Below are 26,386 nucleotides of genomic sequence, written 5' to 3'. Positions count from 1 at the left end.
TGTAAAACGTATGTTGTTTTGATATAGCTATATATTGTCAAAAAGGTTGAAGTGCAAGTAGCAATTTAGATAACATCCAGGATTTGTTTTTGATGGTGTAAATCGTGTTCAATAAAACCGCCCAAATACTGTAGAATTGTTAAATTACGATAAAATGGTGTTTGAAGTTTTTGAACATCAATATTCTCAATACACTCAATCAATTTTTGACGATTCACTGCAAATTCATTTAAAATCGTTTCTTTTGAATGATTTCTAGCATATTCAGCAGCAGTAGTATTAAACTTTTCTACAATAGGGCTAATTGGAAAATCCTCATTTTCAATGGCTAATCGATGTTCAATAATGTATAAATCCCACGCACTCAAATGAGAGATTATTTCAGCAACAGTCCATTTATTTTCTGCAATTGGTTTTCGCCATTTTTCTTCTGACAGTTCATTTAATGAATGAACCCATAAGCTCACATGACGATTGTGCTTTAATAGTTCTTCTTTTGTAATTGGCATCCTTTTTTCCCCCATTTAATTCTCTCTCTTATACTTTAATGGAAGCAGTTCATGAATTTTCACTTTGATAATTTCACCTTTATCTTCAATAATCACAAAGCAATTTGGTGAGTAATCAGAAATTAGTTCTCTGCACATTCCGCACGGACTTACTACTTTTATCTCTCTATTTACTTCATCTGAATATGGATGTCTTACCGCTACGATCGTATCAAATCCTTTGTTCCCATCAGAGATTGCCTTTCCAATCGTAATGGCTTCAGCACAAACTGATACTCTACCGATATATGCCTCTATATGTACTGCAGAAACAACCTTTCCTGATTTTATACGAATTGCAGCTCCTACATGATGCCTATCATCTTCATATAACGAAATGATTTTTTCTTTTGCAGCCTCTATTAATTCAAAATCTTCCTGTGTTAGTTGATACTTTTCCATCGAATATCCTTCTTTCATTGCAAGATATGGTGTTTGATAATAATTTTTGGTTACTTTTATTTATGGAAGTTAACTCCTTATTTATTTCTTCATTATGGAAAACAGTCCTCTTTTTCATATCGGTTATAGAGGATTTCATTTTACGAAAAACGAATTACATCTTGTTAGGATATAGGAGGAATAATGATGATTTTTCAAAATGGTCAATTAAAGGTAAGGCTTATCAATGAAAATGACATACCATTTTTAGTTAAATGGCTATCAGATCAAAATGTTCTTCAATATTATGAAGGCAGAGATAACCCATTTAATGAGGAAAAAGTTCGTTCTGTTTTTTTAAGCAAAGATGAGTCGGTCACAATGTGTATTGTTGAATATGGGGACAAAGAAATTGGATATATTCAATATTATGAATTAGTTGATGAAGGTAAAGTAGAGTATGGGTATGAGAATACATCTGAAAAACTTTATGGAATGGATCAATTTATCGGAGAGGTAGATTATTGGAATAAAGGAATTGGTAGCCAACTTGTCACAGCAATGATTGATTATTTAACAAAGAAACTAAATGCTGACAAAATCGTTATGGATCCTCAAACATGGAATGAACGGGCAATTGCTTGTTATATGAAGTGTGGCTTTAAAAAAGTAAAAATTCTTCCAAAACATGAATTTCATGAAGGTGAATTTAGAGACTGTTATGTAATGGAATATTGTAGATGATAAAAACATTAATAAAAAGAGAATGCGTTGATTTCCACTCCAGGATGCTCGCTTTCCATGGGGCGTGAGCTGAAGCCTCCTCGGCAAGCCTGCGGGGTCTCAGCCTTCCCGCATCTCCCATAGGAGTCGAGCACCTTCCGTTTCAATCATTATGTTTTAATGTGAGGACTCTAAGAGCTTTTTTATCTGTTCCTTCTTTATTAATAAGCCTTACCTTTACTGTTTGATATAAAAACGAAAAAGGTCATATCCTTAGTTTTCACTAGAATATGACCTTTTTTATTATCTTCTAAATCCACCTTCTGAGTGTAGGATTTGACCTGTGATCCATTCACCATCGTCACTGACTAAAAATTTAATCAATCTTGCCACATCTGTGGGCTCCCCTATTCTCCCTAATGGAAATGACGGAAGAATATGATTTTTGATTTCATCAGTCATCCAACCCGTATTGGTTGGACCTGGATTTATAGCATTTACTGTAATGCCTAAATTTGCGACTTCAGCTGATAAGGTGATTGTTAATGCATCAATTGCACCCTTTGTTGTTGCATAGGCAAGTTCTCCTGGCATCGGTCCTTTAAATTGGCCAGATGTTAGATTGATAATTCTACCACCATTTTTATATTTAAAATGTCTAGCAAATAAGATACTTAATAATGTTGTAGCACGAATATTTATATCATAATGATTGTTTAAGTCTTGTGCAGTTAAATTAGAAAAATCATTATTTGTAGAATAAGCTGCATTATTAATTAAAATACTTGGATAACCAAGTTCATTTATTACTTGCTGAAATAGTTGATTCGGCGCATCTTCATTTGATAAATCAATTTCAAGTGATGCAACTCTTACACCTTTTGCGCTGCATTCATCTTTTAGTAATTGAGGTTCATCATGCTCGATTCCCCAAGGCATTTCTTGATCGTATGATGTCCAATAGGTAAAAAATATATCATAACCTTCATCAGCTAATTGACGGCAAATGGCTGCACCAATCCCATTTAATCTACTAGCACCAGTAATAATCGCTATTTTATTTTGATTCATTCGTTTCTCCTCAAGATTCTTCTATTTTATTGGGTAAAGACTTGCTTTAATGGCTGATCGGCAGGTCCTTCAAGAACCTCACCATAAATTGAAAATCTAGATCCATGACAAGGACAATCCCATGATTTTTCTCCATTATTCCATTCAACTTCACAGCCTAAATGGGTACAGGTTGTATCAACACAATGAACCTTTCCATTTACATCTTTATACGCTCCCACACGTTTCCCATCAAGCGATACAACAGATCCTTCATCATTATATAATTCTTCTATTTTTCTAGAAACTGGCTCTAGTTTCCCTTCAATTAAATGTTTAGCCACATCAATATTTTGCATCAAGAAATGCTTAATGCTAGGGTTAGCTTGAAATCTAGAAGGAGAGAATAATTCTGCATTTGGAGCGTCCTTTTCTAAAATTAAATTACTAATTAATTTGGCAGAAACAGTACCATTTGTCATTCCCCACTTACGGAAGCCAGTGGCAACATAAATATTATGATGATTTTCTGAATATCGACCAATGTAAGGAACATTATCTAAAGTCACTAAGTCTTGTGTTGACCATCTATATTTCACATCATCAATACCAAAGACTTCATCACCAAATTGTTTCAAATTCTCATAAAAACTCATTGTACGAGTTTCTACGCCTGTTTTATGACCTTCTCCTCCAATCAACACTAATTCTTCATTATTATATTGTATTGTTCTTAGTGATCTTTTTGGATCTTCTGCACTTAAATACATTCCTTTAGGGAAAGGTGATTTAAGTTTAGCTGCTAAAACGTATGAACGGTCTGCATGCATTTTTGCAAAAAACAATTTCATACCATCATAGAAAGGAAAATGAGATGCACTAACTACATGCTTACATTTAATTCTCTTTCCACTTTGCGTAATGACTTGTGCTATTTTGCCAGGTTCTACATCAATTGCAACAGTTTCCTCATATACACGTAATCCTATTTCAATAGATTCCTTTAACATGTGAATTAAATATTTTAATGGATGGAACTGTGCTTGATTTTTCATTGATATTGAAAACTTAGATTGTAAAGGTAAAGCTGTACTTTCAGAACTAGCCGAGTCGATTCCTAGTAAATCATAAGCTTTTAATTCTTTATGTAAATTATTTACATATTGATCTGAATTTGTATAAATAATAGCATCCCGAATCTCTAAATTACAGTCTATTTGATTATCAGTACTGTATTTTTTTACAAAATCCATGGCATCTTTTGAGGATTCATAATAGATTCTTGCCTTCTCTAGTCCAAAATTTTGAATTAACTCATCATAGATTAAATCATGTTGAGCCGTTACTTTTGCAGTCGTATGACCAGTCGTGCCATTCAAAATTTTATTAGCGTCTAGAATTGCAACCTTCATCCCTGCTTGAGTTAAAAAGTAGGCAGTTGAAATCCCGGTAATTCCTGCACCAACAATAACAACATCAAACTCTTCATCTTCTGTATATGGTTGGAAGGAAGGGACATTTAAACCACTTCTCCACATAGGCTTAGAATGTTTCGGTAAGCCATTGTAGTCAATTTTTTCGTTCATGTAATAACCTCCATAATTAGTATATGGCTATTATTACCAAACTGAAGTCACTTCATTAATAAACATATAACTTAGTAATAAACACTATTAATTGGTTATAATGAAACTGTCTTTATGAAAATTTAAAAGTTTAATAAACCATTAATTTGGTAAGGAGGAATACAAATGCCATATCGAATAAAAGATACGCTAATTTCTGAATCTGATTTGAAACAAAGAGTAAAACAAATTGCCGAAGAAATAGAAAGGGATTTTAACAATGAATCTGTTGTAATGATTGTTGTACTAAAAGGTTCTTTTGTTTTTGCAGCTGATTTAATTAGAGAAATGAATAGTGATATTAATGTAGATTTTATTTCCGTCTCAAGCTATAGTGACCAAACAGAATCTACTGGTAAAGTGAAACTATTAAAGGACCTTGACTCAAATATTACAAACAAAAATGTAGTTGTAATTGAGGACATCATTGATAGCGGGTTAACATTGCATTTCTTAAAGGATCATCTCCAATTACATAAACCACGAAACATTAAGATTTGTACTTTATTGGACAAGCCTGAACGAAGAAAAATTGACTTGCCTGTTGATTATGTCGGATTCGTCATTCCTGATGAATTCATCGTTGGCTATGGAATTGACTATGCACAAAAATATAGAAACCTCCCATATATAGCGACAGTAGAGGAGTACTAGGCGGTATTCAAATTAAGAATTAGGATCGTTTGTTAGAATTCGAACGATCCTTTTTTATGACAAGTATTGTTAACTAACCGATTCCTATCTATTAAATCTAAAATGATTTTCTATTCCTCTGGGAATGTCAGTTCTATTTTTTTCACTTCTTCTGCTGACTTCCAAGCACTAATTAAAAAGCTGATAAACGTACACTTATGAATAAATCCATTAATTTCATTTTATTTAAACGTCACTAATAGATTTTCTTAATTCCTTTTAACTCTCGAACTTCATCTTCTAATATACTGATTCTCTTATTCAGTTTATAAAACATCGGGAGAAATAAAATGACTAACACCACAGACATAATAATCCACATTTGATATATCTCCTTTTTCTTTTGAATTCTTTAATATACCTTCAATTTAAAAACTTTTTTCTTAAACTATTTTCTGAAATATTCTTGATTTGGATTGAAATAAACACAGAAGTTGATTACAACGGAAGGTGCGAGACTCCTGTGGGAGATGCGGGAAGGTTGAGACCCCGCAGGGCACCGAGGAGGCTCAGCTCACGCCCCACTAAAAAGGGAGCATCCTGGAGTTGTCACCAACTAACGCATTCATAAATGGCTACAACGGTTACCAAAACATTCCTTTTCATTAAGTATTTATCGATGCTTTTTTCAGTAAAAACAAAATTGATATTTCCATATAGAGTAGGGAAAAATATTCAAAATTTGAATAAAGAGGTGAACAAATGCAGAAAAAAATATTCATCATCATGATGACATTTGTTTATTTACTTTTTCCAAATCTAACCCATGCAGATACTGACAACACTTCTTTAAAGATTGTTTATGTAAAAGATGGGTATTTATGGACAAAAATAAATAACAAAGATCAAAAAATTACAAGTAAACCAGCAGTTTATCATTACCCTCCCCAGTGGTCATTTGACGGACAATTTATTTTATATCAAAAAGAAATTACTCAGAGTTCAACGGATTCATATCCGACTCAATCTGAAATTTGGGTTTATAACTTAAAAACAAAAAAACATACTTTGATTTTTAATGATGGATCAAATCCAAAATGGTCTCCTACTAAAAATATCGTTGCCTTCTTAGATGGTGGGGTATTAAATGTTTCTGACTTTAAACAATTCTATAATATAGCACTTGGTGTAGATGATTTTAATTGGTTCCCGGATGGTAAGAACTTTATAGCATCATCAAGTGCCTCTCTTCACCCTGATGGTTGGACGAACCCTATTCTATATAAAATACCTTTACCAAATGATTTAAAAAATCATAAAATGTTAACCGAAAATGTAAATCAGTTTTTTGTCATTCCAAAGGATTTAAAAAAAGGAAATGTAAGTATCCCTTCGATTAATGCAAGTAGTTTTGAATTTTCACCAAATCAAAAATGGATATCCTTTATAGTTAGTCCAACAGCTTCGTGGTCCATGGATAGTAATTTTCTTTGTATTATTTCAGCCGATGGAAAAATCTTTGAAATACAAGATGAAGTCATTTTTCAAGTTGATGAGCCAAAATGGGCATATCAGAAGAATATATTAGGTTATATTGCCGGTGGCGGAAGATTAGTCGCTGGTTTTAAAGATAAAGACTTAAAAGTTACAGAAATGCCTGCGTTTACTTCTACAAATTTAACGCCACCTAATTTTGCAGAATTAGGATTTACATGGTGTAATGATTCTACATTAATTGTGTCACGTGTCGTTGAAAGCGAGTGGTCCAATGATCCTAAAAAGAGACCAAAACCTGCTTTATTTCTTGTAAATATTCATGAACCAAACCAATTGAAAATTACAAATCCGACTAAAAATTTAGGAGACTATAGCCCAGTCTATTCCACTTCTTTAAATAAAATTACCTGGGTAAGAAAGAGCGATTTAGAAATTGAAGGCGATTTATGGATGGCTGATTTGAATGGTAAAAATCCTAAAATACTAATCAAAAAAGTTGGATTATATTCGATTTTTAATAAATAGGTTCAATTTTTAGTGCCTCTATATGGAGTATAAATCAATATTATCTGCTATAAGGTTAAAACAAAAAGGATGAAGAATATTCATCCTTTTTTAGTTGCATACCCTAAATTTGAGGCATCTACAAAAGACCCATTTCGTAAAATTGGTACGGTCTGATATTTATTCATTTGACTGCAATGTATCACGTCTGCTTCATATCCTTTTTCACGAAGTTCTCGACCACTTCCACATTCCCACACTAACTCACTTATACGATCTTTAGAATGTTCATATGCGCCGATACAAACTTCTGCTTCCGGTGATTTCGTTCCACTTAATTCAGATAATATTGCACCTGCACCTAAATAATCTTCAATTGATGGACGTAGACCGTCCTCGTTCTCTCTTATTTCATTCCAAAGTTCACCACATGGAATGACAGTGATATTAGCTTTTGTTTCATGTTTTAATCGTTTTGCAATCCTTGCAACTGCTGAATAGTTTAGTAAAGATCCAATTAATAAAGCAGGTACTTTTGTCGCAATCCAGGAGCAAAATGCACCATTTAGCGAGCTTAAAACGTATTTTTGATTTGCATGCTGTTCATTGAATGAAACTGGAGATAGAGTTGGTCTACCAATGATTGCTGCTTCTTTTCTTCCGAGTATGTAATCCGCTCCTAGATTTTTGGCATATAAATGTCCATCTAAATTTGGCGGGTAAGGATAAATAATTGCTCCTTTATTTACAGCTGAAACGACTGTCGAAGAAAAACTTAGTACATCTACTACAATTGTAATATCGCATCGCTCGGCAGCCTCTCTTGCACCACGTTTTCCCCATTCTACACGACATTCAAAAGGAGATTGATCAAACATAGTTTCACCTCTAATTATCTTCATCGATAGGTAACTTCGTCAAAACCCATTTTTGAACTTGAACTATTTTTTGTAACCATTGGTTGGTCTGGATAATAGAGTACTAAATTTCTATAGATTATTTCATATTTACTATTTTTAAAATATTTTTCTAATTCAAATACATTCATTTTTGTTTGATTAATATAGATATCTTTATCTTTTGGTTTTTCCTTCGTAAAACCATAAGCAAGCTTACCATTCACATAATGTATTCCTGCACCATCCCCAGCATATAAATGTTCTACATTATATAAAGTAGCTTTATATTTATGAAACATCGATGAGGTTTTATAAACGTACATACTATGAGGAATATCTGTGATACATATTAAATAAGAGCTATTTGGTATTTTGACTAGCTGATAATTTTCTTGTTTTAGATTGGTTGTATTAACCTTTATAGCAGCTGTTACTGCTTCTTTTTTTGTTTCATAATAGTTTGTAAAATAGTAGGGGTTAGTAATTACCACAATGATACATACGAATAGAACAATTAATTTTTTCCCCATATATTTTCCTTTCGTTACAAATCATTTCATTAAAGGAATCCATAAAATTTATATAATGTTAAATTTGCTTAAATGATTACAATTGATTTTCAATCATCAATGAGTAGGAACGGAAATCTTTTTCAAGTTCATAGCCATTTTTTTCATAAAGTGCTTGTGCCGCAAAATTGTCGTTTGCTGTTTGAAGATCTAATGATTTAGCGCTTGTCTCAATCGCAAATTGTTTGGCAGTATCTAAAAGGTATTGAGCAACCCCTTTGTTTCTCGCAGTTTTTGAAACGAATAAGTCATTTAAAATCCATAATCTTTTCATTGAAACGGATGAAAACGAAGGATACAGTTGGGTAAACCCTAAAAATTCGCCTTCTTCTTCGACGACTAAAATAACTGATTCATTATTTTCCATTCTTTCTGATATAAATGCTTCTGCTGCTTCAATATTACTTTCTTGTTTGTAAAAAACACGATATTGATCAAATAATTTTGCAACTTCTTTTACCTCTGATGTTTTTGCTTGAAAAACTCTCATTTCCTTCACCCCTAAATCTAATCATTTTTCCTATATATCTATCATTTATATACTTAACATACAGAAATACTACTAATGAATACTTCGATAAATGACAGAAGAATCCTTTTCAAAGCTCCACTAATCTAGACCAGGCACTCCACTATATTAATTATTTGAACACTGGAAACAATAATGGATATATTTTATTTATTAAATTTATTTTTATTAGTTTTCATATGATTTAACTTATAATAAGATTAAATTGAAAAATAATGGTATTACTTCCATTATTATGTATTTTTTATCATTATTTTGTGAAGTTTTCTACAAACACACATATTCATTAGTTAGGGGAGCTGTAAATGAGTAATAAAGCTTTAATCATTATTGATTATACAAATGATTTTGTGGCAGATGATGGTTCATTAACATGTGGGAAACCTGCACAAGAAATTGAACAAAATATCATTCAAATAACAAATAACTTTCTGAAACAAGATGATTATGTTGTTTTTGCTGTTGATGTTCATGATTTGGATGACCATTTTCACCCTGAAACAAAATTATTTCCTCCGCATAATATTCGCCACACAAATGGAAGAAATTTATTTGGAGGATTACAGGATGTATTTGAGGTGTCCAAAGGCCTTTCTAACGTACATTGGATGGATAAAACGAGGTATTCTTCTTTTGCAGGTACTGATCTTGATATTAAGCTAAGAGAGCGTAATATTAGTGAACTTCATTTAATCGGAGTATGTACAGATATTTGTGTATTACATACAGCAGTTGATGCTTATAATAAGGGTTATAAATTGGTCATTCATAGTGATGCTGTAGCTAGTTTTAATGCAGCAGGTCATGAGTGGGCTTTAAGTCACTTTAAAAACACTTTAGGGGCGGAAATACGATGAATACAAATTTTCATGATGATAGCCTTGCATTACATACAGATTTATACCAAATTAATATGGCCGAAACTTATTGGGGAGACAATATTCACAATAGAAAAGCAGTCTTTGAATTATACTTTCGAAAACTTCCATTTGGAAATGGCTATGCTATTTTTGCTGGTTTAGAAAAAATCATTAACTATCTTCAGAACTTTACATTCAGTCAAACAGATTTAGAATATCTTAAAAATGAACTAGGTTATGAAGCTGAATTTCTTGAGTATTTATCTACAGTGAAATTTACTGGAACGATTAAGGCTCTTCTTGAAGGAGAATTGGTTTTTTCAAATGAACCTATATTACGAATTGAAGCACCACTTCTTGAAGCTCAATTAATTGAAACTGCTTTATTAAATATCGTTAATTACCAAACTTTAATCGCAACAAAAGCTTCACGTATTAAACATATTGTTGGTGAAGATACACTAATGGAATTTGGTACTAGGCGTGCACAAGAGTTTGATGCAGCCATTTGGGGAGCTAGAGCTGCGTTTATTGGCGGCTTTCATGCTACTAGTAATGTAAGAGCAGGTAAATTATTTAATATTCCTGTTTCAGGTACACATGCTCACGCGCTAGTTCAAGCATATCGAGATGAGTATATTGCATTTAAGAAATACGCAGATCGACATTATCATTGTACTTTTTTAGTTGATACTTACGATACGCTTAAAAGTGGAGTTCCTAATGCCATAAAAGTTGCTAAAGAGTTAGGAGATAAAATTAACTTTGCAGCAATTAGATTAGATAGTGGTGACTTAGCCTATTTATCTAAAGAAGCACGAAAAATGCTTGATGAAGCTGGCTTTACAAACACTAAAATTATTGCTTCGAATGATTTAGATGAATATACGATTTTAAATTTAAAATCTCAAGGAGCTAAAATTGACTCTTGGGGTATTGGAACAAAACTAATTACAGCATATGATCAACCTGCTTTAGGAGCTGTTTATAAATTAGTCAGTATTGAAGATGAAAATGGACAAATGGTTGATACAATTAAAATCTCTCAAAATCCAGAAAAAGTAACGACACCTGGATTTAAAAAACTGTATCGGATCATTAACACAATTAATCATCATGCTGAAGCAGATTATATTGCATTAGATGATGAAAATCCAGAGTCTGAAGAAAAAATTAAATTATTTCATCCAATCCATACATATATCAGTAAGTTTGTGACACATTTTGAAGCCAGAGAGCTTCATCATGAAATCTTTAAGAATGGTGAATTGGTCTATACAATTCCAGATATCAAAGATGTTCAAGCATTTGCTGAAGAAAACCTATCTTTACTTTGGGAAGAATATAAACGTGCATTGAATCCTGAAGAATATCCAGTAGATTTAAGTGAAAAATGTTGGAATAACAAAATGGAGAAAATAGCGGAAGCTAGGAGAAAGACTGAGGAATTAAAGAATGGCTAAGATTGGAATATATGGTAGCTCATTTGACCCTATCACAAATGTTCATTTATGGACTGCAAGTACAATTGCCCATCGTTGTAAGTTAGATAAAGTCATTTTCTTACCTTGCTCATCAAAACGTCGGGATAAGCAATTACATAATACAGATGAACATCGTTGGAATATGTTGAATTTAGCTATAAAAAACAACCCAAAATTCATAGCTGATAATTACGAAATGAATAAGGAAGCTTGGGAAGTTTTTACTTATTATACGATGAATCATTTTAAATCTACATTCCAAGATGATGAAGTTTATTTCATCATGGGTGCTGATCTATTAGAAGATATTGCAGATGGCAAATGGAAATACGGTGACCAGTTAGTATCTGAAAATAAATTTATTGTAATGGCCCGTGATGGAATTGATATGCTTAAAACAATTTCACGTTCCCCTCTTTTAAGAAATAATGATAATGGTACAAGATTTCATCTGATAGATAAAGGTTTAGCAATGGAGATTAGTTCCACCTATATTCGTGAAGAATTCGCAAAAGGCGGAGAACCTAGATATTTATTGCCTGAAGAATGTTATGCATATATTAAGAAACACAATTTATATCAACAAAAGGAGAATGAAGATTGAATACATTGCAAAAAGAAATTGTTGAAGAAATGAAAGTAAAGCCTGTGATTGATCCGAAAGAAGAGATCAGAATTAGCATCGATTTTCTCAAAAACTATTTAAAGAAACATCCCTTTTTAAATGGATTTGTTTTAGGAATTTCAGGTGGTCAAGACTCTACTTTAACTGGTAAACTTGCACAGCTTGCAATTAATGAATTAAATGAAGAACAATCAGAAAAGAAATATATATTTGTTGCTGTTAGACTTCCATACGGAGTTCAGATGGATGAAGACGATTGTCAACTCGCACTTCAATTTATTCAACCGACAGAAACGTATACAGTGAATGTCAAAGCAGCTGTTGATGCTAGTGTAGCAACATTAAAATCAGTTGGTATTGAATTAACGGACTTTGCAAAAGGGAATGAAAAAGCTCGTGAGCGTATGAAAGTTCAATATAGTATCGCTGCGATGAAAGGCTGTGTCGTTTTAGGAACTGACCATTCAGCTGAAGCAATTACTGGATTTTATACTAAATATGGTGATGGAGGCGCAGACCTTACACCAATATTCCGTCTTAATAAAAGACAAGGTAAAATGCTATTAAAAGAATTAAATTGCCCTCCAAAATTATATGAAAAGATTCCGACTGCTGATTTAGAAGAAGATCGACCACAATTGGCAGATGAAGTAGCATTAGGTGTTACTTATGATGATATTGATGATTACTTAGAGGGTAAAGAAATCAATGCTGATTCCCAATCTAAAATTGAAGCGTGGTTTAATAAATCAAGACATAAAAGACAAATGCCTTACACCGTATTTGATCAATTTTGAATTACACCCCCAAAAAAGCTGCCATATAATTTGGCAGCTTTTTTTCGTTTGATTTAAGCTTGTGTTACAAAGCTTTTAGATTCTTTTTTGGAAAAATATAAACATTGATCTGCAACAGCCATTAATTTTGATATGTCTACTTTATTTGTGTCAACGATTCCACAAGATATATTAACTATTGTGTTCTGATCTAGTCTGATTTCTTCACATTTAGCAATTAACTCATTAACGGTATCGGCAGTTTCTTCTACGCTACTATCGGTAAATAATACACCAAATTCATCTCCACCAAATCTAAATGCATACGCATTATTTGGTATACTGTTTTGGAGAATCTCACCTACTCGAATTAATACTTCGTCCCCTTTTTCATGTCCGAATTGATCATTTATTTTTTTAAATTTATCTATATCAAACATTAAAAAGGTATGAACAGTATGGTTACTATTTAGTTGAGCGATCATTTTATTCCAGAAATAACGATTATATAAACCTGTTAAGGAATCTTTTATGATAAAAGTTTCAAGATCAACAACATAAGAAAGGAATTTTGCCAGTCTTGTTAGTATATTAATTGTCTTTTGATCAAAAAGAAATGGTTCTTTGTTTTGGGCACAAACAGTTCCAAATACAATGCCATTTTTTAAGATGATAGGTACTCCAGCATACGAACACATTTTATTGGTAATTGTAGCATTGAGAAATTTTACTCGTTCGTCTACTAAGCTGTTTACAATAAGAACTGGTTCTTTCCCTTGAAGAGTGTACTGACAATACGTCTCCTCAATAGGCATAATAATTCCTTCGTCTAGCCAAATTTTATTTTTTACTTTTAAAACCTTTAAGATTTTCTCGTCAATAAAGCTAACAAAAAACTCATGTTTTCCAATTAAATCATTTGCCATTTGCAAAATATCATTTGCAACATCTTCAAAATTAAATGCATCTTCCACTGGATATCTCTTCATTCATCTTTCTCCTGAGTTATATATCATTTCTTAATACTTATTGTATCAAAATTTTCTTAATAGAAAGACAACTAATATCATCAAAATACAAATTTTCTTTCGGTAATTTTGGATATGATATTTAAAATTGGAGATGGTATTAATACAGCTACATTAGAAAGGAATGAAATGATACTATGTGGGCTTTATTTATTATACTTTTAGTATTATGGCTACTAGGATTTTTTGTTTTCCATATAACTGGTTGGTTAATACATCTTGTGTTAATTATCGCAATTATCGTATTCCTGGTTCGCCTATTTAAACGAAAAACATAAATATATTTCTGGTACTTGAGCTTGTTTATCACAAGCTCTCTTTTTTTGTTTTTTTATTTTACTTAAGCAAATATTCTCTTCTATCTATCAATGGCAATGAATAAACTGCTATGAATATGATTAAATTCTAAAGGGGAATAATTATGCCAGATGTTAGTCAGGAAAGTCCTTTAACAATGGAGCAAATGCTTCAAACGATTCGAACAGGATTACCTAAAACATTGGTACCTAAAAATATAACCGTTGTCGGAGCAGGAATTTCTGGATTAGTAACGGCGTCTTTGTTAAAAGAAGCCGGACATAACGTCACTATATTAGAAGCAAATAATCGTGTTGGTGGACGAATATTTACAAATCGATCATCTTTTTATAGCGGACAATATGTTGAGCTTGGTGCAATGAGAATTCCTTCAATTCATTTACTCGTACTTGAATATATTAAAAAGTTCAACTTACCAATTGAAGAATTCATAAATAGTACTCCAAATGATATTATTTACGTCAATGGCGTTCGAACAATCCAATCAATATACGAAGAAAATCCAGATTTATTAGAGTTTCCAACTACCCAAAATGAAAAAGGAAAAACTGCTGATGCCTTAGCCAAGTACGCTATGGAACCAGTAACTAGTTTTATCGAAAAAAATCCAAAACAAAATTGGGATATCATTATTAAAGAATTTGATCGTTACTCTATGGAGTATTATTTAAAATATAATCCATTTGGTAGAAGATTATCCGTTGGCGCGATTGATATGATCAAGGTTATGCTTGGACTAGAGGGATTTCCAGAGCTTTCATTTACTGCACTTCTTCGAGAAGTCATGATTTTATTTACTGAAGGACTTAAGTTTTATGAAATTAAGGGAGGAAACGACCAGCTTCCAGCTTCCTTTCTTCCACAATTAAGCGAAAATCTTTACTTCAATCAAAAGATGCGAAGAATTGAACAAACTGACTCTCAAGTAACTATTCATACTATAGATACAAATACATCACAACGTTATACAACAACATCAGACCTCGCCATTATTACAATTCCATTTTCATTATTAAACTTTGTCGAAGTTACCCCACACGATTTATTTTCATATAACAAATACAAAGCAATTAGACAGTTACACTATGTAGCATCTACAAAAATAGCATTACAATTTAGAACAAGATTTTGGGAAAAAGAAGGATTCGTTGGCGGAAAAATGATTTCTGACTTACCGGTACGTTATGCTTACTTTCCTAGTCAATCAGTTGGTACAGAAAGCCCTGGTGTAATTTTAGCAAGCTATACTTGGGAAGACAATGCAACACTTTGGGATAGCTTGACTGAACAGGAGAAAATTGCTGACTCACTCGAAAATCTCGCCTATATATATGGTCCAAAAATATATGATGAGTATCTTACTGGAACAAGTTTTAGCTGGGCAGAAAACCCTTTTTCTGGTGGTGCATTTGCGATATTCAAGCCAGATCAACAGACAGAAATTGCCCCTTACATTCAAACACCTCAAGGAAGCGTACACTTTGCAGGAGATCATACATCAACAACACCGGGCTGGATACAAGGAGCTATTGAGTCAGGCATTAGAGTAGCATATGAAGTAAATGATTTACCTAAGTTATCGGATAGTCACGAAACAGAAAATGAAGCAAAATAAATAAAACAAGCCTGTGCTATTAAAATACAGGCTTGTTTTTTATAGATAGCTCATCCTATTTTCAGATATCCTACTGTCGGTACAAATGAATATCCTTGATTCATAATCATATTCGTTAATTCTGCTGTATCATTTTCTTTTAATTGATGAAATAAATGATATTGAACTTGTATATTTTTCTTCCCTTTTAGGATCGCATTTAAGTATGCTAATTCAATATCTAAACTTGGAATTCTGTATGTAAGATTAGTTGTTAACCTATTCGTAATTAATTGTTGAAATTGTACATCAGCTTCATCCGCTATTATGTTTCCACTCTTAATCTCATTCATATAATTGGATTGTTTAGTTGAAAGTTCATTAACCACATATTCAATTTCTTTTTTCGATAATGTCCTTGTATCTCTTATTGGCAGAGACGGTTTATCAGAAGGTTCTTTACTAAATAACTGCCTTAAATACTGAATCATCTTTACTATCCTTTCTTTCATTCATCATTTTTTATTATTTGAATTACGTTCATTACCTCGTTTAAAATTACCCGTAACTTTTGCTAAAATTAATTGTACCTCTTTTTCATTAGCTGCAGAATTTAATTTAGCTATAATTCGCTCAGCCTCTTTACCCTTTAAAGTCGTTACGGATTTTCCACACCAATCAATAAATACAGTATTGTTTTTTGTAACTCGATATGTAAAAATTTCCTCATCTAACCGATTTCTTTTATCGATATTGTCCAAATGAAATCCCCTTTTATTTATATGTATTACAATTCAACAAGACTACCCTTTTGTAGTTCCTTACTTCTTCTAAAACGCTCTAAAATATTAACTTATTGTTTCTCGATCATCTTTACTATTAGGTTGTGATATAACTAAAAACTCAATTTCCTCATCAGAATGATTAAACATTTGATGCGGAATTTGTGGAGCTAATTCAATACCTTCATTTTGTGATAAATCAAATATTTCTCCATTTACTTCAATTGTTGCTAATCCTTTTAATACAAAGAAAAATTGTCTAGATTTATGATGATAATGTCTTACTTCTTGTGTATTTGGTGGCATTCTCTCATGAATAACGCTAATATCATTATTTTTAACGAGTTGCCAGCCATCACAATTTTCGCCCCAAATATAGTGTTCTGCATTTATTTTACTGATTTTCATTCATTTAGCCCCTACCCGATACTATGAATATTCTATTACAATACTTACATTCGGTACTGTTTTAGTTTATTCCTTGCAAGCTAGCGAACAAAACACTATTTTTTGACAAAAAACATTTTCTCTTTATTTCTCCCAAATTTCAATCCATCTTCCTTCAGGGTCAGCAATCCATACGAAGGTGCCATATTCACTTACTTCCGGCTCTTTAAGGAGTGTCACACCAAGTTTATTGAAATGCTCAAGCCACTCGTTCATATTTTCTACTTGAAAGTTTAACATCACTGACTGTTCTTTCGGAAAATACTCGCTTTCTTGCCTAAATAACGAAAATATTGTTTCATTGTCCGCATCTGGTTTTACTATCGTACCATTCCAATCTCCCATTGAAATACCTAAAACCTCGTTATACCAATTCTTCAAAGTTTGTGCGTCTTGTGTTCTCCAAAATATTCCACCGAAACCTTTTATTCTCATTTCGCAATCCCTCCAATTTAGAATAATGTATAAATTTTCCACTTAGCTTAATCATATCAAAATGTGTCCTTATTTAAGATACTTATTTTCCTATGAAAGTATTAAGCTTTTTTAGTAATTACGTATTTTTCATTAAAAAAGTTAAAAAAATACAGATTCAGTGTTGTGAATCTGCTTTGTTACGTTTAACTTCTTGGCTCCTATCGTATATACGATAAAAAGAGTAGATCATTAAAATGTCTACTCCCAATTTTATCAATCATTATCTTTCACAAGCGAAACCGTCTTGGTCACGGTCCATCTTTGATTCATAAGCTGTATTACTTTGAGGAACCCCGTTAGGATACACTTTTCTTAAATCAGTACAGTTTGCAAATTTTTGTATTTGGTTGTTAGTAGATTTTGGTGTTGTTCCTGATTTGTTGCTCCATAAACCAACTTTTTGTCTTTGTGCATTTGCCTGTAAATCTCTTAATTCAGCTTCATAAGAATATGTGCCATAGTCATAAAACTTTTCAACATATCCTTTTTTAATGATTTCTCTTTGTAATAACTTACCATCTACCCAAATCCAAGCAAGCGTTCGATCATATTTATCCTTCTTAGGACCATCATATTGTAATTGAATCTCGTTAGCATTTTTTAAAAGATTACAAGTATATGATGCAGCTTCCTTACCATAAGGTTCAATTGTTCTCGTACTTTCAGGCGTATCAATATAAAGAAACCTAGTTGTTCCTACTTTTGTAAATGTTGCCGTATCTCCGTCTATGCATTTTGTTAGCTCAACAGTAACTTGTTCCCCTGCCGTAGCTTGAACTGTCTTGTTCTCCTGACTACAACCGGAAATACCAAGTATTGTTATAAATATGATGATAAACATGTTCTTCATGATGTTCCCCCATTTAATACATAGTCCACTTATTTTAACAAGAAAAAGTAAGAATGTAAGTGTTATGAGGGTAAATTTTCTATTTTCGAATGATTTTTCTTTATTTATTAGGTTTAATAGAAAAAGTGATTGGTTTTAACTATATAAAGACCTCCATAAATAAAAGGTTACATAAGCCTCCCAACCGACCCAATTTTTAGCGAGTTCTTTGATTTCTTCGATTGACGGTTTTTTGTTTAACCCAAGCTGAATTTTTAGTGCATTATGTATTCCAACATCAGCAATTGGAAAAGCTGATCGTTCCTTTAAACACTTCATTAACACATAGTCAGCAGTCCAATTTCCAATTCCACGGATACTGATTAATTGTTTACATTTCTGTTGATAATCTCCACAGTCCATTAAAATTGCTTTTGACAGTTTGCCTTCTGACATTAATTTGGCAATCCCAATTACATATTCTGCCTTCCTTTGAGTAAATTGAAGACTTGTTAAATCAGAGATTTCTAATTTTGCAATCACATCCGGATTTGGAAAAAGAAAGTATACTTGATCGTTCCATTTAAATTGTTCCCCATATTTTTCTGTAAATCTTCTTTTCAATGTATAAGCGAACGTTAAATTAATTTGCTGACCCATAATAGCCCAACATAATGCCTCAAACAAGTCTGGTATGCCGATCAAACGAAGCCCATAATATTTTTCAATCAATGAATCCAACAGATCATCCTGTTTTGCAAGTTCATAAAAACGAGTTAAATCCTGATCTAAGTCAAATAAATCCCAAATATAGTTGGATGCTTGTATTTTTATTTCTTCATTAGAAGGTTGATTTTGAAATTCGATAAGTAGATTTCCATTTTCTTCGTAAACCTTAATTAAAACCATCTCGTTATTTATTTTCATTAACTTAATGAAGGAATGATCTATTACACTATGCAAAACCTCATTATTTGATCTGCCTAAAAAGATTAAACACTCATTAAAACTAAAATCTTCAGGTGGCTTAATGATGACAATATTTTCTCGTTCATCAAAAAAAATATTGTTTTTTGCTCTCTTGTTTTCCGTATTCATGTCATTCACCTTCTGTCCTTCTTTTGTATTAAAGACAAAATCATAAAGAGACACTACTGCCTCATAGTAATGTCTCTTATAGATAATCTTTATTTTTTGTATACTACTTTTCATTACAGATTAACTGTTTTTTTACTTCGATGCGCTACATGTTTTTTTTGTGATAAATAACTATGCAGGATCATTCCTACCATAATAACCAACATACCCACCCAAGATATAATAGAAGGAATTTGTGCAGAAAGTAAGAGAATTTCACCCGCAACAGCAAATAATACTTCCATTGATTGAGTTGCTTCAACCGCTCCTAATTTTTGCATATCTCCCTTAACAAGTTCTGTTGCCTGGAAAAATAGCGTAGTGGCAATTACACCAGAGGAAACAGCAACTATTAAAGATTGAATCGTTTGCTCTCTACTTGGTAGTCCCTCTGTACCTATTCCATATACAGATAAACCAATCCATATTGGTAGACTAGCGATTGTCATACCTAATACTCTCTGATAAACATCTAATTTCCCATTACAAAGTTCCATCATTTTACGATTCCCTAGTGGGTATGCAAAAGAAGCAATGATAACTGGTACGATTCCAAATAAAACTGTCTTGATTGAAAGTTTAGTAGCTAATTCTACTTGCATCATTACGATACCTAATAATATAAGTAAAGACATGCCTAATCCTTTAAATGGTATTTTCATTCTAATCTTCTTTATTCCATTAGGCGTATTAATTGTCATAAAGAATAATGGTGCAAGAAGTGAACCAGATATGATTGTAATTTGCCATGAGCTTGCAATTAACCAACCAGGTGAGTATACCGCTGCAAAGCAAATTGGTGCATAAAATAATCCAAATCCAATAGAAGACCATAAAATCCAACTACCAAAATGTTTTTTCATATGTTCAAACAAATCTTTACTATTTTTTCGTAGGAAAACAATTATCAATAAAAAAGGTACCATAAAAAAGTAACGTAATGAAGCGCTCCAGATCCAACTACCGCCTGATAATTCCATTGAACGATTTAAAATAAACGTAATCGAGAAAAAAAATGCCGATAATATCCCTAGTACAACTGGTCTCATGACCTCACCTCAATCTATCAGTGACTTCAGATTTTTAAATTGATTTCATTGTAACATCTTCATCTATGTATATGCACTCCACCAATCCACCAATCCATTCCGATTAAATCGAATCGACTGCTTTTCCCTTTTAATACATCTAAACCATTTTGTGTAATTTCCAATGTCGCAGTAGAGACTGGATGTTCAAAATTAGGCAAATTTGAATCTGATGTTATTAATGGGTATTTTCCAAGCATTAATTCGTTTAATAATGAAGCAAAATAAAAATCACTAAGTCCATCATTTAATCTGGCACTAGATACCTTGTTAAATAGTTGATTAATCTGAAGCTTGCCATCACTAATAAGTGATAAAGCTAAGTGTTCTACTTCATTTAATCCTGTCTCAGTAGAGGGAAAATAGCTTACATGTGAAATCATCGCTTGTTTAAGAAATGGAAGTTCATGTTTTTGATTTTGAATCCACTTTTTCAAATCTTTTGGGTCATTTGATTGATAAGCTTTCCATACTGATTTAGCTTCTTCAATCTGTTTGGTTGTTACAGTTTTCTTTTGAGGTAAAAGATCGATTAATTGATTTGTTGTTAATTGACCTAGTCCATGAAAAGGTTCAATACCCGGATACCGATCTATACTTACTAACGAAATATCTTGAAAACCTAATGAAGATAGCTCTGTCAAAAGATAAATCATCATAATTTGATCATACCGATCATGCTCAAACCAAAGTACAACTTCTTCCTTATTTGACAATTCTTTTAGAAGATTATATTGATCCATACAATTCTTCACAAAAAATGATGATGGAATCTTACATTTTTGTTCGAAGAAACTTGCTCTATTTTGATATAGCTCCTCATTTGACCACATTAAGTTAAAAGGGCCAACATCATACATCTCTCGCCAAACAATTACTTTTTCTAAATTTATTAGTTTGTTTCCAACTACATCCCCATTCACAATATGAATCAAATTACTCCACCCTCTACTAGAATTTTCATGACCCCGTTTAATTATATTTAGTTTTCAAATGACTAAATTCTATTTCTCCATTTCAAGCCCTTATTCCTTGTACAAGTGAATAAAAAACCTTTTCATACAAAAAACCATCTTAGCAAAGATGGTTTAGTGTGTAGACAAAGTATATAAACTTAGATTCGTATTAGTCTCTTTTTTGTTTTTTTCTAGAAGATGACTTTTCTACACCAGTTTCACTAGTAGTTGTACCTTGACCTTGAACATGCGATGACCCAAGTCCAATTCTAGAAGGATCTTTTTTCGTTTTTCCCATTTCACACACCTCCATTTTTACTTTTTCTATTATGAAACATCTTTATTCTAAGAATATTTTTCCTAAAAATAGTAAATCTTATATTTCTGAGGAGGTGTTTACGAATGGCAAAAATTGGAGTAGAGCAATCTTTAACAAATGTACAACAAGTATTGCGTGAAAAAGGTCATGAGGTTATTGAATTAAAACAGGAATCTGATGCAAATGGTTGTGATTGCTGCGTTGTTACTGGTCTTGATTCAAACGTAATGGGCATGCAAAATGTATCAACACAAGGATCTGTTATTGAAGCTAGCGGACTTACAGCCGAGGAAGTTTGTCAACAAGTTGAAAGTAGATTTCAATAATACTGTAAACTACCAGCCATATTAAAAAGTATGAAGAAATATTCCAATTAAAGGGTAAGCAAAATTTTAATAGAAATTTTGCTTACCCTTTATAAATTTTTTCTATTTATTTTTCTTCTCATTTGCTATCTTACGATTATTTCTAAGTTTTTAATAAGAATATTCTATTAATTATGTCTTGTTTTTAAGCTTTATATTAATAAACAAAAGTCTATAATTTCTAAAACATATTCCAATTAATTGGAAACGGATACAACATTGTATTTAGAACGAATTCCTATTTTTCTTTAGTAGGTCTAAGCATTATTTTAAAAATATGCATGATCATTCTTTTTATCATTTGCCTGAAAATACAGTTTTTTAACGTGTTCTAGAATTATTATTCTACATTTTTTGTGCTAAATATTTAGAAAAATTTTAATTATAGAACTTTTATTTTTTTCAAGATTTTTTACCATTTAGTGTGTATTATATGAAATTGTGTTATTAACTATGTTTTGGGGGATCGATAAAAAATATGACCGTAAATAAAAGTTATGAAAATTTGCTTAAAAGTATGAACTATTCTTCACTTGAAAAAGAAAAAGAAAGCATTATCAAAATACTTTCTCATAAAGAGACCTTGGATCAAGATTTCTATAGCTTAATAAAAAAGCTAGAGCTAATTTACCAAATCACATTACATAAATTTCAAAACAATGTTCATAAGAAATACTCCTAGACCCTACAACTCTAATCAATCAGATTTTCTCCTACCATATACATCCTTATAAAATAAAACTAATGCTCTCATCAGAAACAACAACTAACCCACAATTGAAACTGCTTTAAAAATTCACATTCGGATTATTTTTTTTGACTTTTTTTAATGTTATTTTTTGGAAATGTTTCTAAATAGTAAAAATTCAAAATTTATCATCCGAAATAAAGGTAACAGCTATATATTTCACTTCGGAGAAAAGGAACGAGAAAACATGTTAAATATTAAAATTCGCACAAAGTTATTATTATTTTTAGCTATTCTCATCGTCGTACCAAGTGCAGTAATCGGAATTTCTTCTTTTATTAGCGCTAAAAACAAAGTAAAGGAAAATTTAGTACGTAGTGCATCAGAAAATGTTTCATTAATCAATGATAACATTTCAAGTACTATTTCAAGTGAATATAGATTAATTGAATTATTATCTAAAAAAATTAATAAAGAGAGCTACCAAGAAACCAACTTACCTTCATTAATAAGTGAATTTCAAAATGTAATTGACACTCATGAGGAAGTAAGTGCTTCTTACGTTGGAACTGAAGATGGGAACATTTTTATTTCTCCAAAGGTCGATCTTCCAGCGGGATACGATCCAAGAACAAGGGATTGGTACAAAGAGGCAAAAGGAAGTAATGGAGAAGTTATTATTACAAGTCCTTACGAGGATGCAGCTTCAAAATCAATCATTGTGACAATTGCAAGAGCCTTACCAGATGGTAGTGGCGTTATCGCTTTTGATATAACATTAGATAAATTAAAAGAATTAGTATTAAATGTAAACATCGGTAAAACTGGATATCCAGCAATGCTTGATACAAATAATAAAGTTGTTATTCACCCTACTATTAAAGCCGGTGATTCATTACCTAAAAATGTAACAGCTGGAATCGAAAAGAACTCTAAAGGACAATTTGATTATACTTATAAGGGTTCAAAAAAATACTTAGTTTACAATACAAATTCTTTAACTGGTTGGAAAGTACTAGGTACGATGGAACAAAAAGAATTTTTGGATGAAGCAATGCCAATTCTTTTTACTACAGGTATCATTGTATTAGTATTCTTAGTAATTGGGGCATTAATTAGTTTCTACATCATTCGTATTATCATGAAACCGATTAATGAATTATTACATGTAACAGAAAAAGTAAGTAATGGTGATTTAACTGCTAAAGTACAGGTAAGATCTAAAGATGAGTTCGGTGTGCTTGGTAAAGCATTTAATCAAATGATTGAATCATTAATTCAATTAATTTCAAAATTAAATTTAACTTCAAACAAACTTGCAGAGTCATCAGAGCATTTAGCGATTACGATTACTCAAGTTAGTGAAATTACTTCAAATGTAAATAGTTCTATGGAACAAATGGCAGCTGGAGCAGAAGTTCAAATGACAAGTACGAATGAATCTTCAATCGCTACAGAGGAAATTGCTTCAGGTGTTCAATATGTTGCAGAAAAACTTTCTGAAGCTAGTGAATCTTCTACAGAAGCAACGCTAAATGTGGATGAAGGAAATGTATTCATCCAACAAGGTATAACTGAAATGAAAAATATTCATGATACAGTTAAAGATAATTCAAAATTAGTACAACAATTAGGTAAAAAGTCTTCTGAAATTAACGTTATTATTGATGTTATTAAAGGAATTTCTGAACAAACCAACTTACTAGCTTTAAATGCATCGATTGAAGCTGCTAGAGCTGGAGAATATGGAAAAGGTTTCTCTGTAGTAGCGCAGGAAATACGTAAGTTAGCTGAAGCTTCGAAACGCTCAACAAGTGAAATTTCAGAGATCCTGTCTTCTATTCAAGGTGAAACTTCAACTTTAATGAACGCTATGGAATTAGAAGAAAAACAAACCCTTAAAGGTCTTGAAGCAATTACCCAAACAGGTGAAAGCTTTAATAAAATTTTACATTCAATTACTGAAGTAAATAAACAAATACAAGAAGTTTCTGCTACATCTGAACAGATTTCTGCTTCGACTGAAGAAATCTCTGCATCATTTAATGAAATTTCTAATATCGCAACTAGTTCATTCAATTCAACAAGATCAACTGTAACTGATACGAAAGAACAACTGAAAATGACAGAACAAACAAGTATTGCTGTTGGAGAATTAGCGAGACTGGCAATCGAACTTCAAGAAGAAATTGCAGCATTTAAAACGTCTGAATAAATAGTATAAAAAAACCTTATCGAGTTTATATCGATAAGGTTTTTTTATTTAGTACATCTACAAAAAGTAAGTATCAATCGTCTATATAATGTTAATCATAACAATAAAGGAGGTGTCTAAATAATGGCACAAGATGTACTTTGCGAAGTTAACAATTGTAAATTCTGGGCTTCTGGTAACAAATGTAGTGCAGATGCTATTTATGTTGTGAGTCATAAAGGGAAACAAGCATCAAATACTGAGGAAACAGATTGTAAAACATTTGCTCCAGAAGTTTAATGAAGACTTGGGTAACCGACTAGATGGTTACCCTTTCTTTATTATATAGTATTGATAATAACTATCATTTTCATTCAAATACTTTCCATTTAATTTATTTTTTTACATTTACTTTCCCTTAATTATTGATAAAAGTGGCTGAATACATAATGATTGCTGATTTACAGTTATTCCAAAAAGATCAAAGTTGTTTCAGATTTTTATTACATATACGAAAAATAAAGAACAAAAAAAGCCATTTTATAATGGCTCAGGAAAGATTACGATTGATTAATGGCTTTCATACCTTCTAAAATCACTTTTGCATCTGCATTTAAAAAGTCTAATGCATCTTTTCTTACTAATAACATTGAATTATCTGAAATAATTCTTTTTAATTCACGCAAATCAAATTTGTTTGCACTTGTATTGATAGCTTGAATAACCAACAATTCTCTTCTTGTTAATTGCTCATAACCATCATCTCTTCTGTTTGCTATAAAAGTTAATAATTCACGAGCATTACTATTCAAAAGCGTTTTATTTTCTCTAAGTATTTCAATGTTTTCTTCAATATACTTTCTTGCAATCGATAGTTCCAAACTTTCAACACTTTTGTTTATATTTGTAATTAATTCTTGTAGGATCAAATTCTTTCTCCCCTTTAAATGCTCTTATCTCTTATTTAATTTATCGGATTGATTAAGATATATTAAAGGTTAATACACATTCTTTATCATAAAACCTGAACTAATTTCTTCCTTAAACATAGTCTACATTTCAAAAAACGAATCTCGCTCGACCTTACATACTCTTAATGAATAAGACTCATACCATTCTTTTTTGCCACGTTCCTGGGCAATTTTATGCGTCATATGTTCCTTCCAACTTTTAATGGACTCAAGCGAATCCCAATAAGACACTGTTACCCCTAGTCCCTCGTCTCGTGCACTTTCAACACCTAAAAATCCATTTTGTTTACTCGCCAGTTCAACCATTTTATCAGACATCTTTCCATAACCATTATCACCTTTTGTTCTTTTAGAAACAAAAATGACTGCATAATAAGGTGGATTTGGTGTTTTTGCAAATGAACTCATAACCACTAATAACCTCCTTTAAAGATAATTTCGTTATCATAATCATATATGATTACCAGTGAATAGACATACTAAAAAATAA

At 31.8% G+C, this 26,386-nt stretch carries 32 protein-coding genes; 12 read left to right on the top strand and 20 right to left on the bottom strand.

Annotated elements, in window-relative coordinates; translation table 11 throughout:
- Positions 1 to 65: 65 nt before the first annotated feature.
- Both CAB05_RS10805 and CAB05_RS10800 read right to left on the bottom strand, forming a co-directional pair.
- Complete coding sequence (locus CAB05_RS10805) at positions 66 to 509, bottom strand: DinB family protein (protein WP_158093246.1); 444 nt, start codon at positions 507 to 509, stop codon at positions 66 to 68.
- A gap of 15 nt (positions 510 to 524) precedes the next feature.
- Positions 525 to 950: a cytidine deaminase gene (locus CAB05_RS10800; RefSeq protein ID WP_087999844.1), complete on the bottom strand. Its 426-nt coding sequence runs from the start codon at positions 948 to 950 to the stop codon at positions 525 to 527.
- A 186-nt stretch (positions 951 to 1,136) separates the two neighbouring features.
- Between CAB05_RS10800 and CAB05_RS10795 the strand changes: the two genes are divergently transcribed.
- The gene (locus CAB05_RS10795) at positions 1,137 to 1,673 is read left to right on the top strand and encodes a GNAT family N-acetyltransferase (protein WP_174567288.1); all 537 of its coding nucleotides are present in this window, start codon (positions 1,137 to 1,139) and stop codon (positions 1,671 to 1,673) included.
- A 282-nt stretch (positions 1,674 to 1,955) separates the two neighbouring features.
- On the opposite strand, the gene CAB05_RS10790 is transcribed toward CAB05_RS10795, so the two are convergent.
- On the bottom strand, positions 1,956 to 2,723 hold the full coding sequence (locus CAB05_RS10790) for an SDR family oxidoreductase (protein WP_087999842.1): 768 nt from the start codon (positions 2,721 to 2,723) through the stop codon (positions 1,956 to 1,958).
- Positions 2,724 to 2,749: 26 nt separating this feature from the next.
- Positions 2,750 to 4,288: an FAD-dependent oxidoreductase gene (locus tag CAB05_RS10785; RefSeq protein ID WP_371870383.1), complete on the bottom strand. Its 1,539-nt coding sequence runs from the start codon at positions 4,286 to 4,288 to the stop codon at positions 2,750 to 2,752.
- A gap of 165 nt (positions 4,289 to 4,453) precedes the next feature.
- On the opposite strand from CAB05_RS10785, the gene hpt reads away from it, so the two are divergent.
- Positions 4,454 to 4,981 carry a hypoxanthine phosphoribosyltransferase gene (gene hpt / locus CAB05_RS10780; protein ID WP_087999841.1) on the top strand — a complete coding sequence of 176 codons (528 nt, stop codon included), beginning with the start codon at positions 4,454 to 4,456 and terminating at the stop codon, positions 4,979 to 4,981.
- Positions 4,982 to 5,216: 235 nt separating this feature from the next.
- Here hpt and CAB05_RS22620 read toward each other — a convergent pair whose 3' ends face one another.
- A complete protein-coding gene (locus CAB05_RS22620; RefSeq protein ID WP_268876396.1) occupies positions 5,217 to 5,342 on the bottom strand; it encodes a Sec-independent protein translocase family protein in 126 nt (41 codons plus the stop codon).
- A gap of 380 nt (positions 5,343 to 5,722) precedes the next feature.
- Between CAB05_RS22620 and CAB05_RS10775 the strand changes: the two genes are divergently transcribed.
- A complete protein-coding gene (locus tag CAB05_RS10775; RefSeq protein ID WP_087999840.1) occupies positions 5,723 to 6,982 on the top strand; it encodes a TolB family protein in 1,260 nt (419 codons plus the stop codon).
- An 80-nt stretch (positions 6,983 to 7,062) separates the two neighbouring features.
- Here CAB05_RS10775 and CAB05_RS10770 read toward each other — a convergent pair whose 3' ends face one another.
- From CAB05_RS10770 to CAB05_RS10760, 3 genes are all read right to left on the bottom strand, one after another.
- Positions 7,063 to 7,863: a 2-phosphosulfolactate phosphatase gene (locus CAB05_RS10770; RefSeq protein ID WP_235821431.1), complete on the bottom strand. Its 801-nt coding sequence runs from the start codon at positions 7,861 to 7,863 to the stop codon at positions 7,063 to 7,065.
- Positions 7,860 to 8,390 (bottom strand): hypothetical protein, encoded by a 531-nt coding sequence (locus CAB05_RS10765; RefSeq protein WP_087999838.1) that lies wholly within the window; start codon positions 8,388 to 8,390, stop codon positions 7,860 to 7,862. The genes CAB05_RS10770 and CAB05_RS10765 overlap by 4 nt, the downstream gene beginning before the upstream one ends.
- Positions 8,391 to 8,466: 76 nt before the next feature.
- Positions 8,467 to 8,919: a GNAT family N-acetyltransferase gene (locus CAB05_RS10760; protein WP_087999837.1), complete on the bottom strand. Its 453-nt coding sequence runs from the start codon at positions 8,917 to 8,919 to the stop codon at positions 8,467 to 8,469.
- Between the two features lie 344 nt (positions 8,920 to 9,263).
- Here CAB05_RS10760 and CAB05_RS10755 point away from each other — a divergent pair, with 344 nt between their 5' ends.
- Genes CAB05_RS10755 through nadE form a run of 4 tightly spaced genes read left to right on the top strand, consistent with a single transcriptional unit; the run spans position 9,264 to position 12,724 of the window.
- The gene (locus tag CAB05_RS10755) at positions 9,264 to 9,815 is read left to right on the top strand and encodes a cysteine hydrolase family protein (RefSeq protein ID WP_087999836.1); all 552 of its coding nucleotides are present in this window, start codon (positions 9,264 to 9,266) and stop codon (positions 9,813 to 9,815) included.
- A complete protein-coding gene (locus CAB05_RS10750) occupies positions 9,812 to 11,281 on the top strand; it encodes a nicotinate phosphoribosyltransferase (RefSeq protein ID WP_087999835.1) in 1,470 nt (489 codons plus the stop codon). The genes CAB05_RS10755 and CAB05_RS10750 overlap by 4 nt, the downstream gene beginning before the upstream one ends.
- Positions 11,274 to 11,906 (top strand): nicotinate-nucleotide adenylyltransferase, encoded by a 633-nt coding sequence (gene nadD, locus CAB05_RS10745; protein ID WP_087999834.1) that lies wholly within the window; start codon positions 11,274 to 11,276, stop codon positions 11,904 to 11,906. The genes CAB05_RS10750 and nadD overlap by 8 nt, the downstream gene beginning before the upstream one ends.
- Positions 11,903 to 12,724, top strand: coding sequence for an NAD(+) synthase (nadE, locus tag CAB05_RS10740; RefSeq protein ID WP_087999833.1), 822 nt, complete (start codon positions 11,903 to 11,905; stop codon positions 12,722 to 12,724). Before nadD ends, nadE begins: the two co-directional genes overlap by 4 nt.
- A 53-nt stretch (positions 12,725 to 12,777) precedes the next feature.
- Here nadE and CAB05_RS10735 read toward each other — a convergent pair whose 3' ends face one another.
- A complete protein-coding gene (locus CAB05_RS10735) occupies positions 12,778 to 13,692 on the bottom strand; it encodes a sensor domain-containing diguanylate cyclase (RefSeq protein ID WP_087999832.1) in 915 nt (304 codons plus the stop codon).
- 176 nt (positions 13,693 to 13,868) lie between these two features.
- Here CAB05_RS10735 and CAB05_RS21870 point away from each other — a divergent pair, with 176 nt between their 5' ends.
- A complete protein-coding gene (locus CAB05_RS21870) occupies positions 13,869 to 14,009 on the top strand; it encodes a lmo0937 family membrane protein (RefSeq protein ID WP_142283084.1) in 141 nt (46 codons plus the stop codon).
- A gap of 143 nt (positions 14,010 to 14,152) precedes the next feature.
- Positions 14,153 to 15,664 (top strand): flavin monoamine oxidase family protein, encoded by a 1,512-nt coding sequence (locus CAB05_RS10730; protein ID WP_235821430.1) that lies wholly within the window; start codon positions 14,153 to 14,155, stop codon positions 15,662 to 15,664.
- Between the two features lie 50 nt (positions 15,665 to 15,714).
- On the opposite strand, the gene CAB05_RS10725 is transcribed toward CAB05_RS10730, so the two are convergent.
- From CAB05_RS10725 to CAB05_RS10685, 9 genes are all read right to left on the bottom strand, one after another.
- Entirely contained in the window at positions 15,715 to 16,155 is a 441-nt protein-coding gene (locus CAB05_RS10725) for a hypothetical protein (protein ID WP_158093245.1), read from the bottom strand.
- A 3-nt stretch (positions 16,156 to 16,158) separates the two neighbouring features.
- A complete protein-coding gene (locus tag CAB05_RS10720) occupies positions 16,159 to 16,404 on the bottom strand; it encodes a hypothetical protein (protein ID WP_087999830.1) in 246 nt (81 codons plus the stop codon).
- 87 nt (positions 16,405 to 16,491) lie between these two features.
- The gene (locus CAB05_RS10715; RefSeq protein ID WP_087999829.1) at positions 16,492 to 16,833 is read right to left on the bottom strand and encodes a cupin domain-containing protein; all 342 of its coding nucleotides are present in this window, start codon (positions 16,831 to 16,833) and stop codon (positions 16,492 to 16,494) included.
- Positions 16,834 to 16,956: 123 nt separating this feature from the next.
- Positions 16,957 to 17,307 (bottom strand): VOC family protein, encoded by a 351-nt coding sequence (locus CAB05_RS10710; RefSeq protein ID WP_087999828.1) that lies wholly within the window; start codon positions 17,305 to 17,307, stop codon positions 16,957 to 16,959.
- A gap of 262 nt (positions 17,308 to 17,569) precedes the next feature.
- Positions 17,570 to 18,199, bottom strand: coding sequence for a thermonuclease family protein (locus CAB05_RS10705; protein ID WP_087999827.1), 630 nt, complete (start codon positions 18,197 to 18,199; stop codon positions 17,570 to 17,572).
- Between the two features lie 135 nt (positions 18,200 to 18,334).
- Entirely contained in the window at positions 18,335 to 19,390 is a 1,056-nt protein-coding gene (locus CAB05_RS10700; RefSeq protein WP_328588934.1) for a DNA-3-methyladenine glycosylase family protein, read from the bottom strand.
- Positions 19,390 to 20,364 (bottom strand): DMT family transporter, encoded by a 975-nt coding sequence (locus tag CAB05_RS10695; protein ID WP_087999826.1) that lies wholly within the window; start codon positions 20,362 to 20,364, stop codon positions 19,390 to 19,392. Before CAB05_RS10695 ends, CAB05_RS10700 begins: the two co-directional genes overlap by 1 nt.
- 59 nt (positions 20,365 to 20,423) lie before the next feature.
- Entirely contained in the window at positions 20,424 to 21,338 is a 915-nt protein-coding gene (locus CAB05_RS10690; RefSeq protein ID WP_087999825.1) for a DUF1835 domain-containing protein, read from the bottom strand.
- 190 nt (positions 21,339 to 21,528) lie between these two features.
- A complete protein-coding gene (locus CAB05_RS10685; RefSeq protein WP_087999824.1) occupies positions 21,529 to 21,657 on the bottom strand; it encodes a YuzL family protein in 129 nt (42 codons plus the stop codon).
- Positions 21,658 to 21,761: 104 nt separating this feature from the next.
- Here CAB05_RS10685 and CAB05_RS10680 point away from each other — a divergent pair, with 104 nt between their 5' ends.
- From CAB05_RS10680 to CAB05_RS10665, 3 genes are all read left to right on the top strand, one after another.
- Entirely contained in the window at positions 21,762 to 22,004 is a 243-nt protein-coding gene (locus CAB05_RS10680; protein ID WP_087999823.1) for a YkuS family protein, read from the top strand.
- Positions 22,005 to 22,978: 974 nt separating this feature from the next.
- Positions 22,979 to 24,946 carry a methyl-accepting chemotaxis protein gene (locus tag CAB05_RS10670; RefSeq protein ID WP_158093244.1) on the top strand — a complete coding sequence of 656 codons (1,968 nt, stop codon included), beginning with the start codon at positions 22,979 to 22,981 and terminating at the stop codon, positions 24,944 to 24,946.
- A 123-nt stretch (positions 24,947 to 25,069) separates the two neighbouring features.
- Complete coding sequence (locus CAB05_RS10665; protein ID WP_087999820.1) at positions 25,070 to 25,225, top strand: DUF1540 domain-containing protein; 156 nt, start codon at positions 25,070 to 25,072, stop codon at positions 25,223 to 25,225.
- Between the two features lie 260 nt (positions 25,226 to 25,485).
- Here the strand turns inward: CAB05_RS10665 and CAB05_RS10660 are convergent, their stop codons facing one another.
- Positions 25,486 to 25,854, bottom strand: a complete 369-nt coding sequence (locus CAB05_RS10660; RefSeq protein WP_087999819.1) for a hypothetical protein — start codon at positions 25,852 to 25,854, stop codon at positions 25,486 to 25,488.
- A 123-nt stretch (positions 25,855 to 25,977) separates the two neighbouring features.
- Positions 25,978 to 26,304: an antibiotic biosynthesis monooxygenase family protein gene (locus CAB05_RS10655; RefSeq protein WP_088000401.1), complete on the bottom strand. Its 327-nt coding sequence runs from the start codon at positions 26,302 to 26,304 to the stop codon at positions 25,978 to 25,980.
- Positions 26,305 to 26,386 lie beyond the last annotated feature (82 nt).

Origin of the sequence: Gottfriedia solisilvae (assembly GCF_002128405.1) — a bacterium.
GTDB lineage: Bacteria > Bacillota > Bacilli > Bacillales > Bacillaceae_G > Gottfriedia > Gottfriedia solisilvae.
This window is presented reverse-complemented; position numbering and strand designations above follow the sequence as displayed.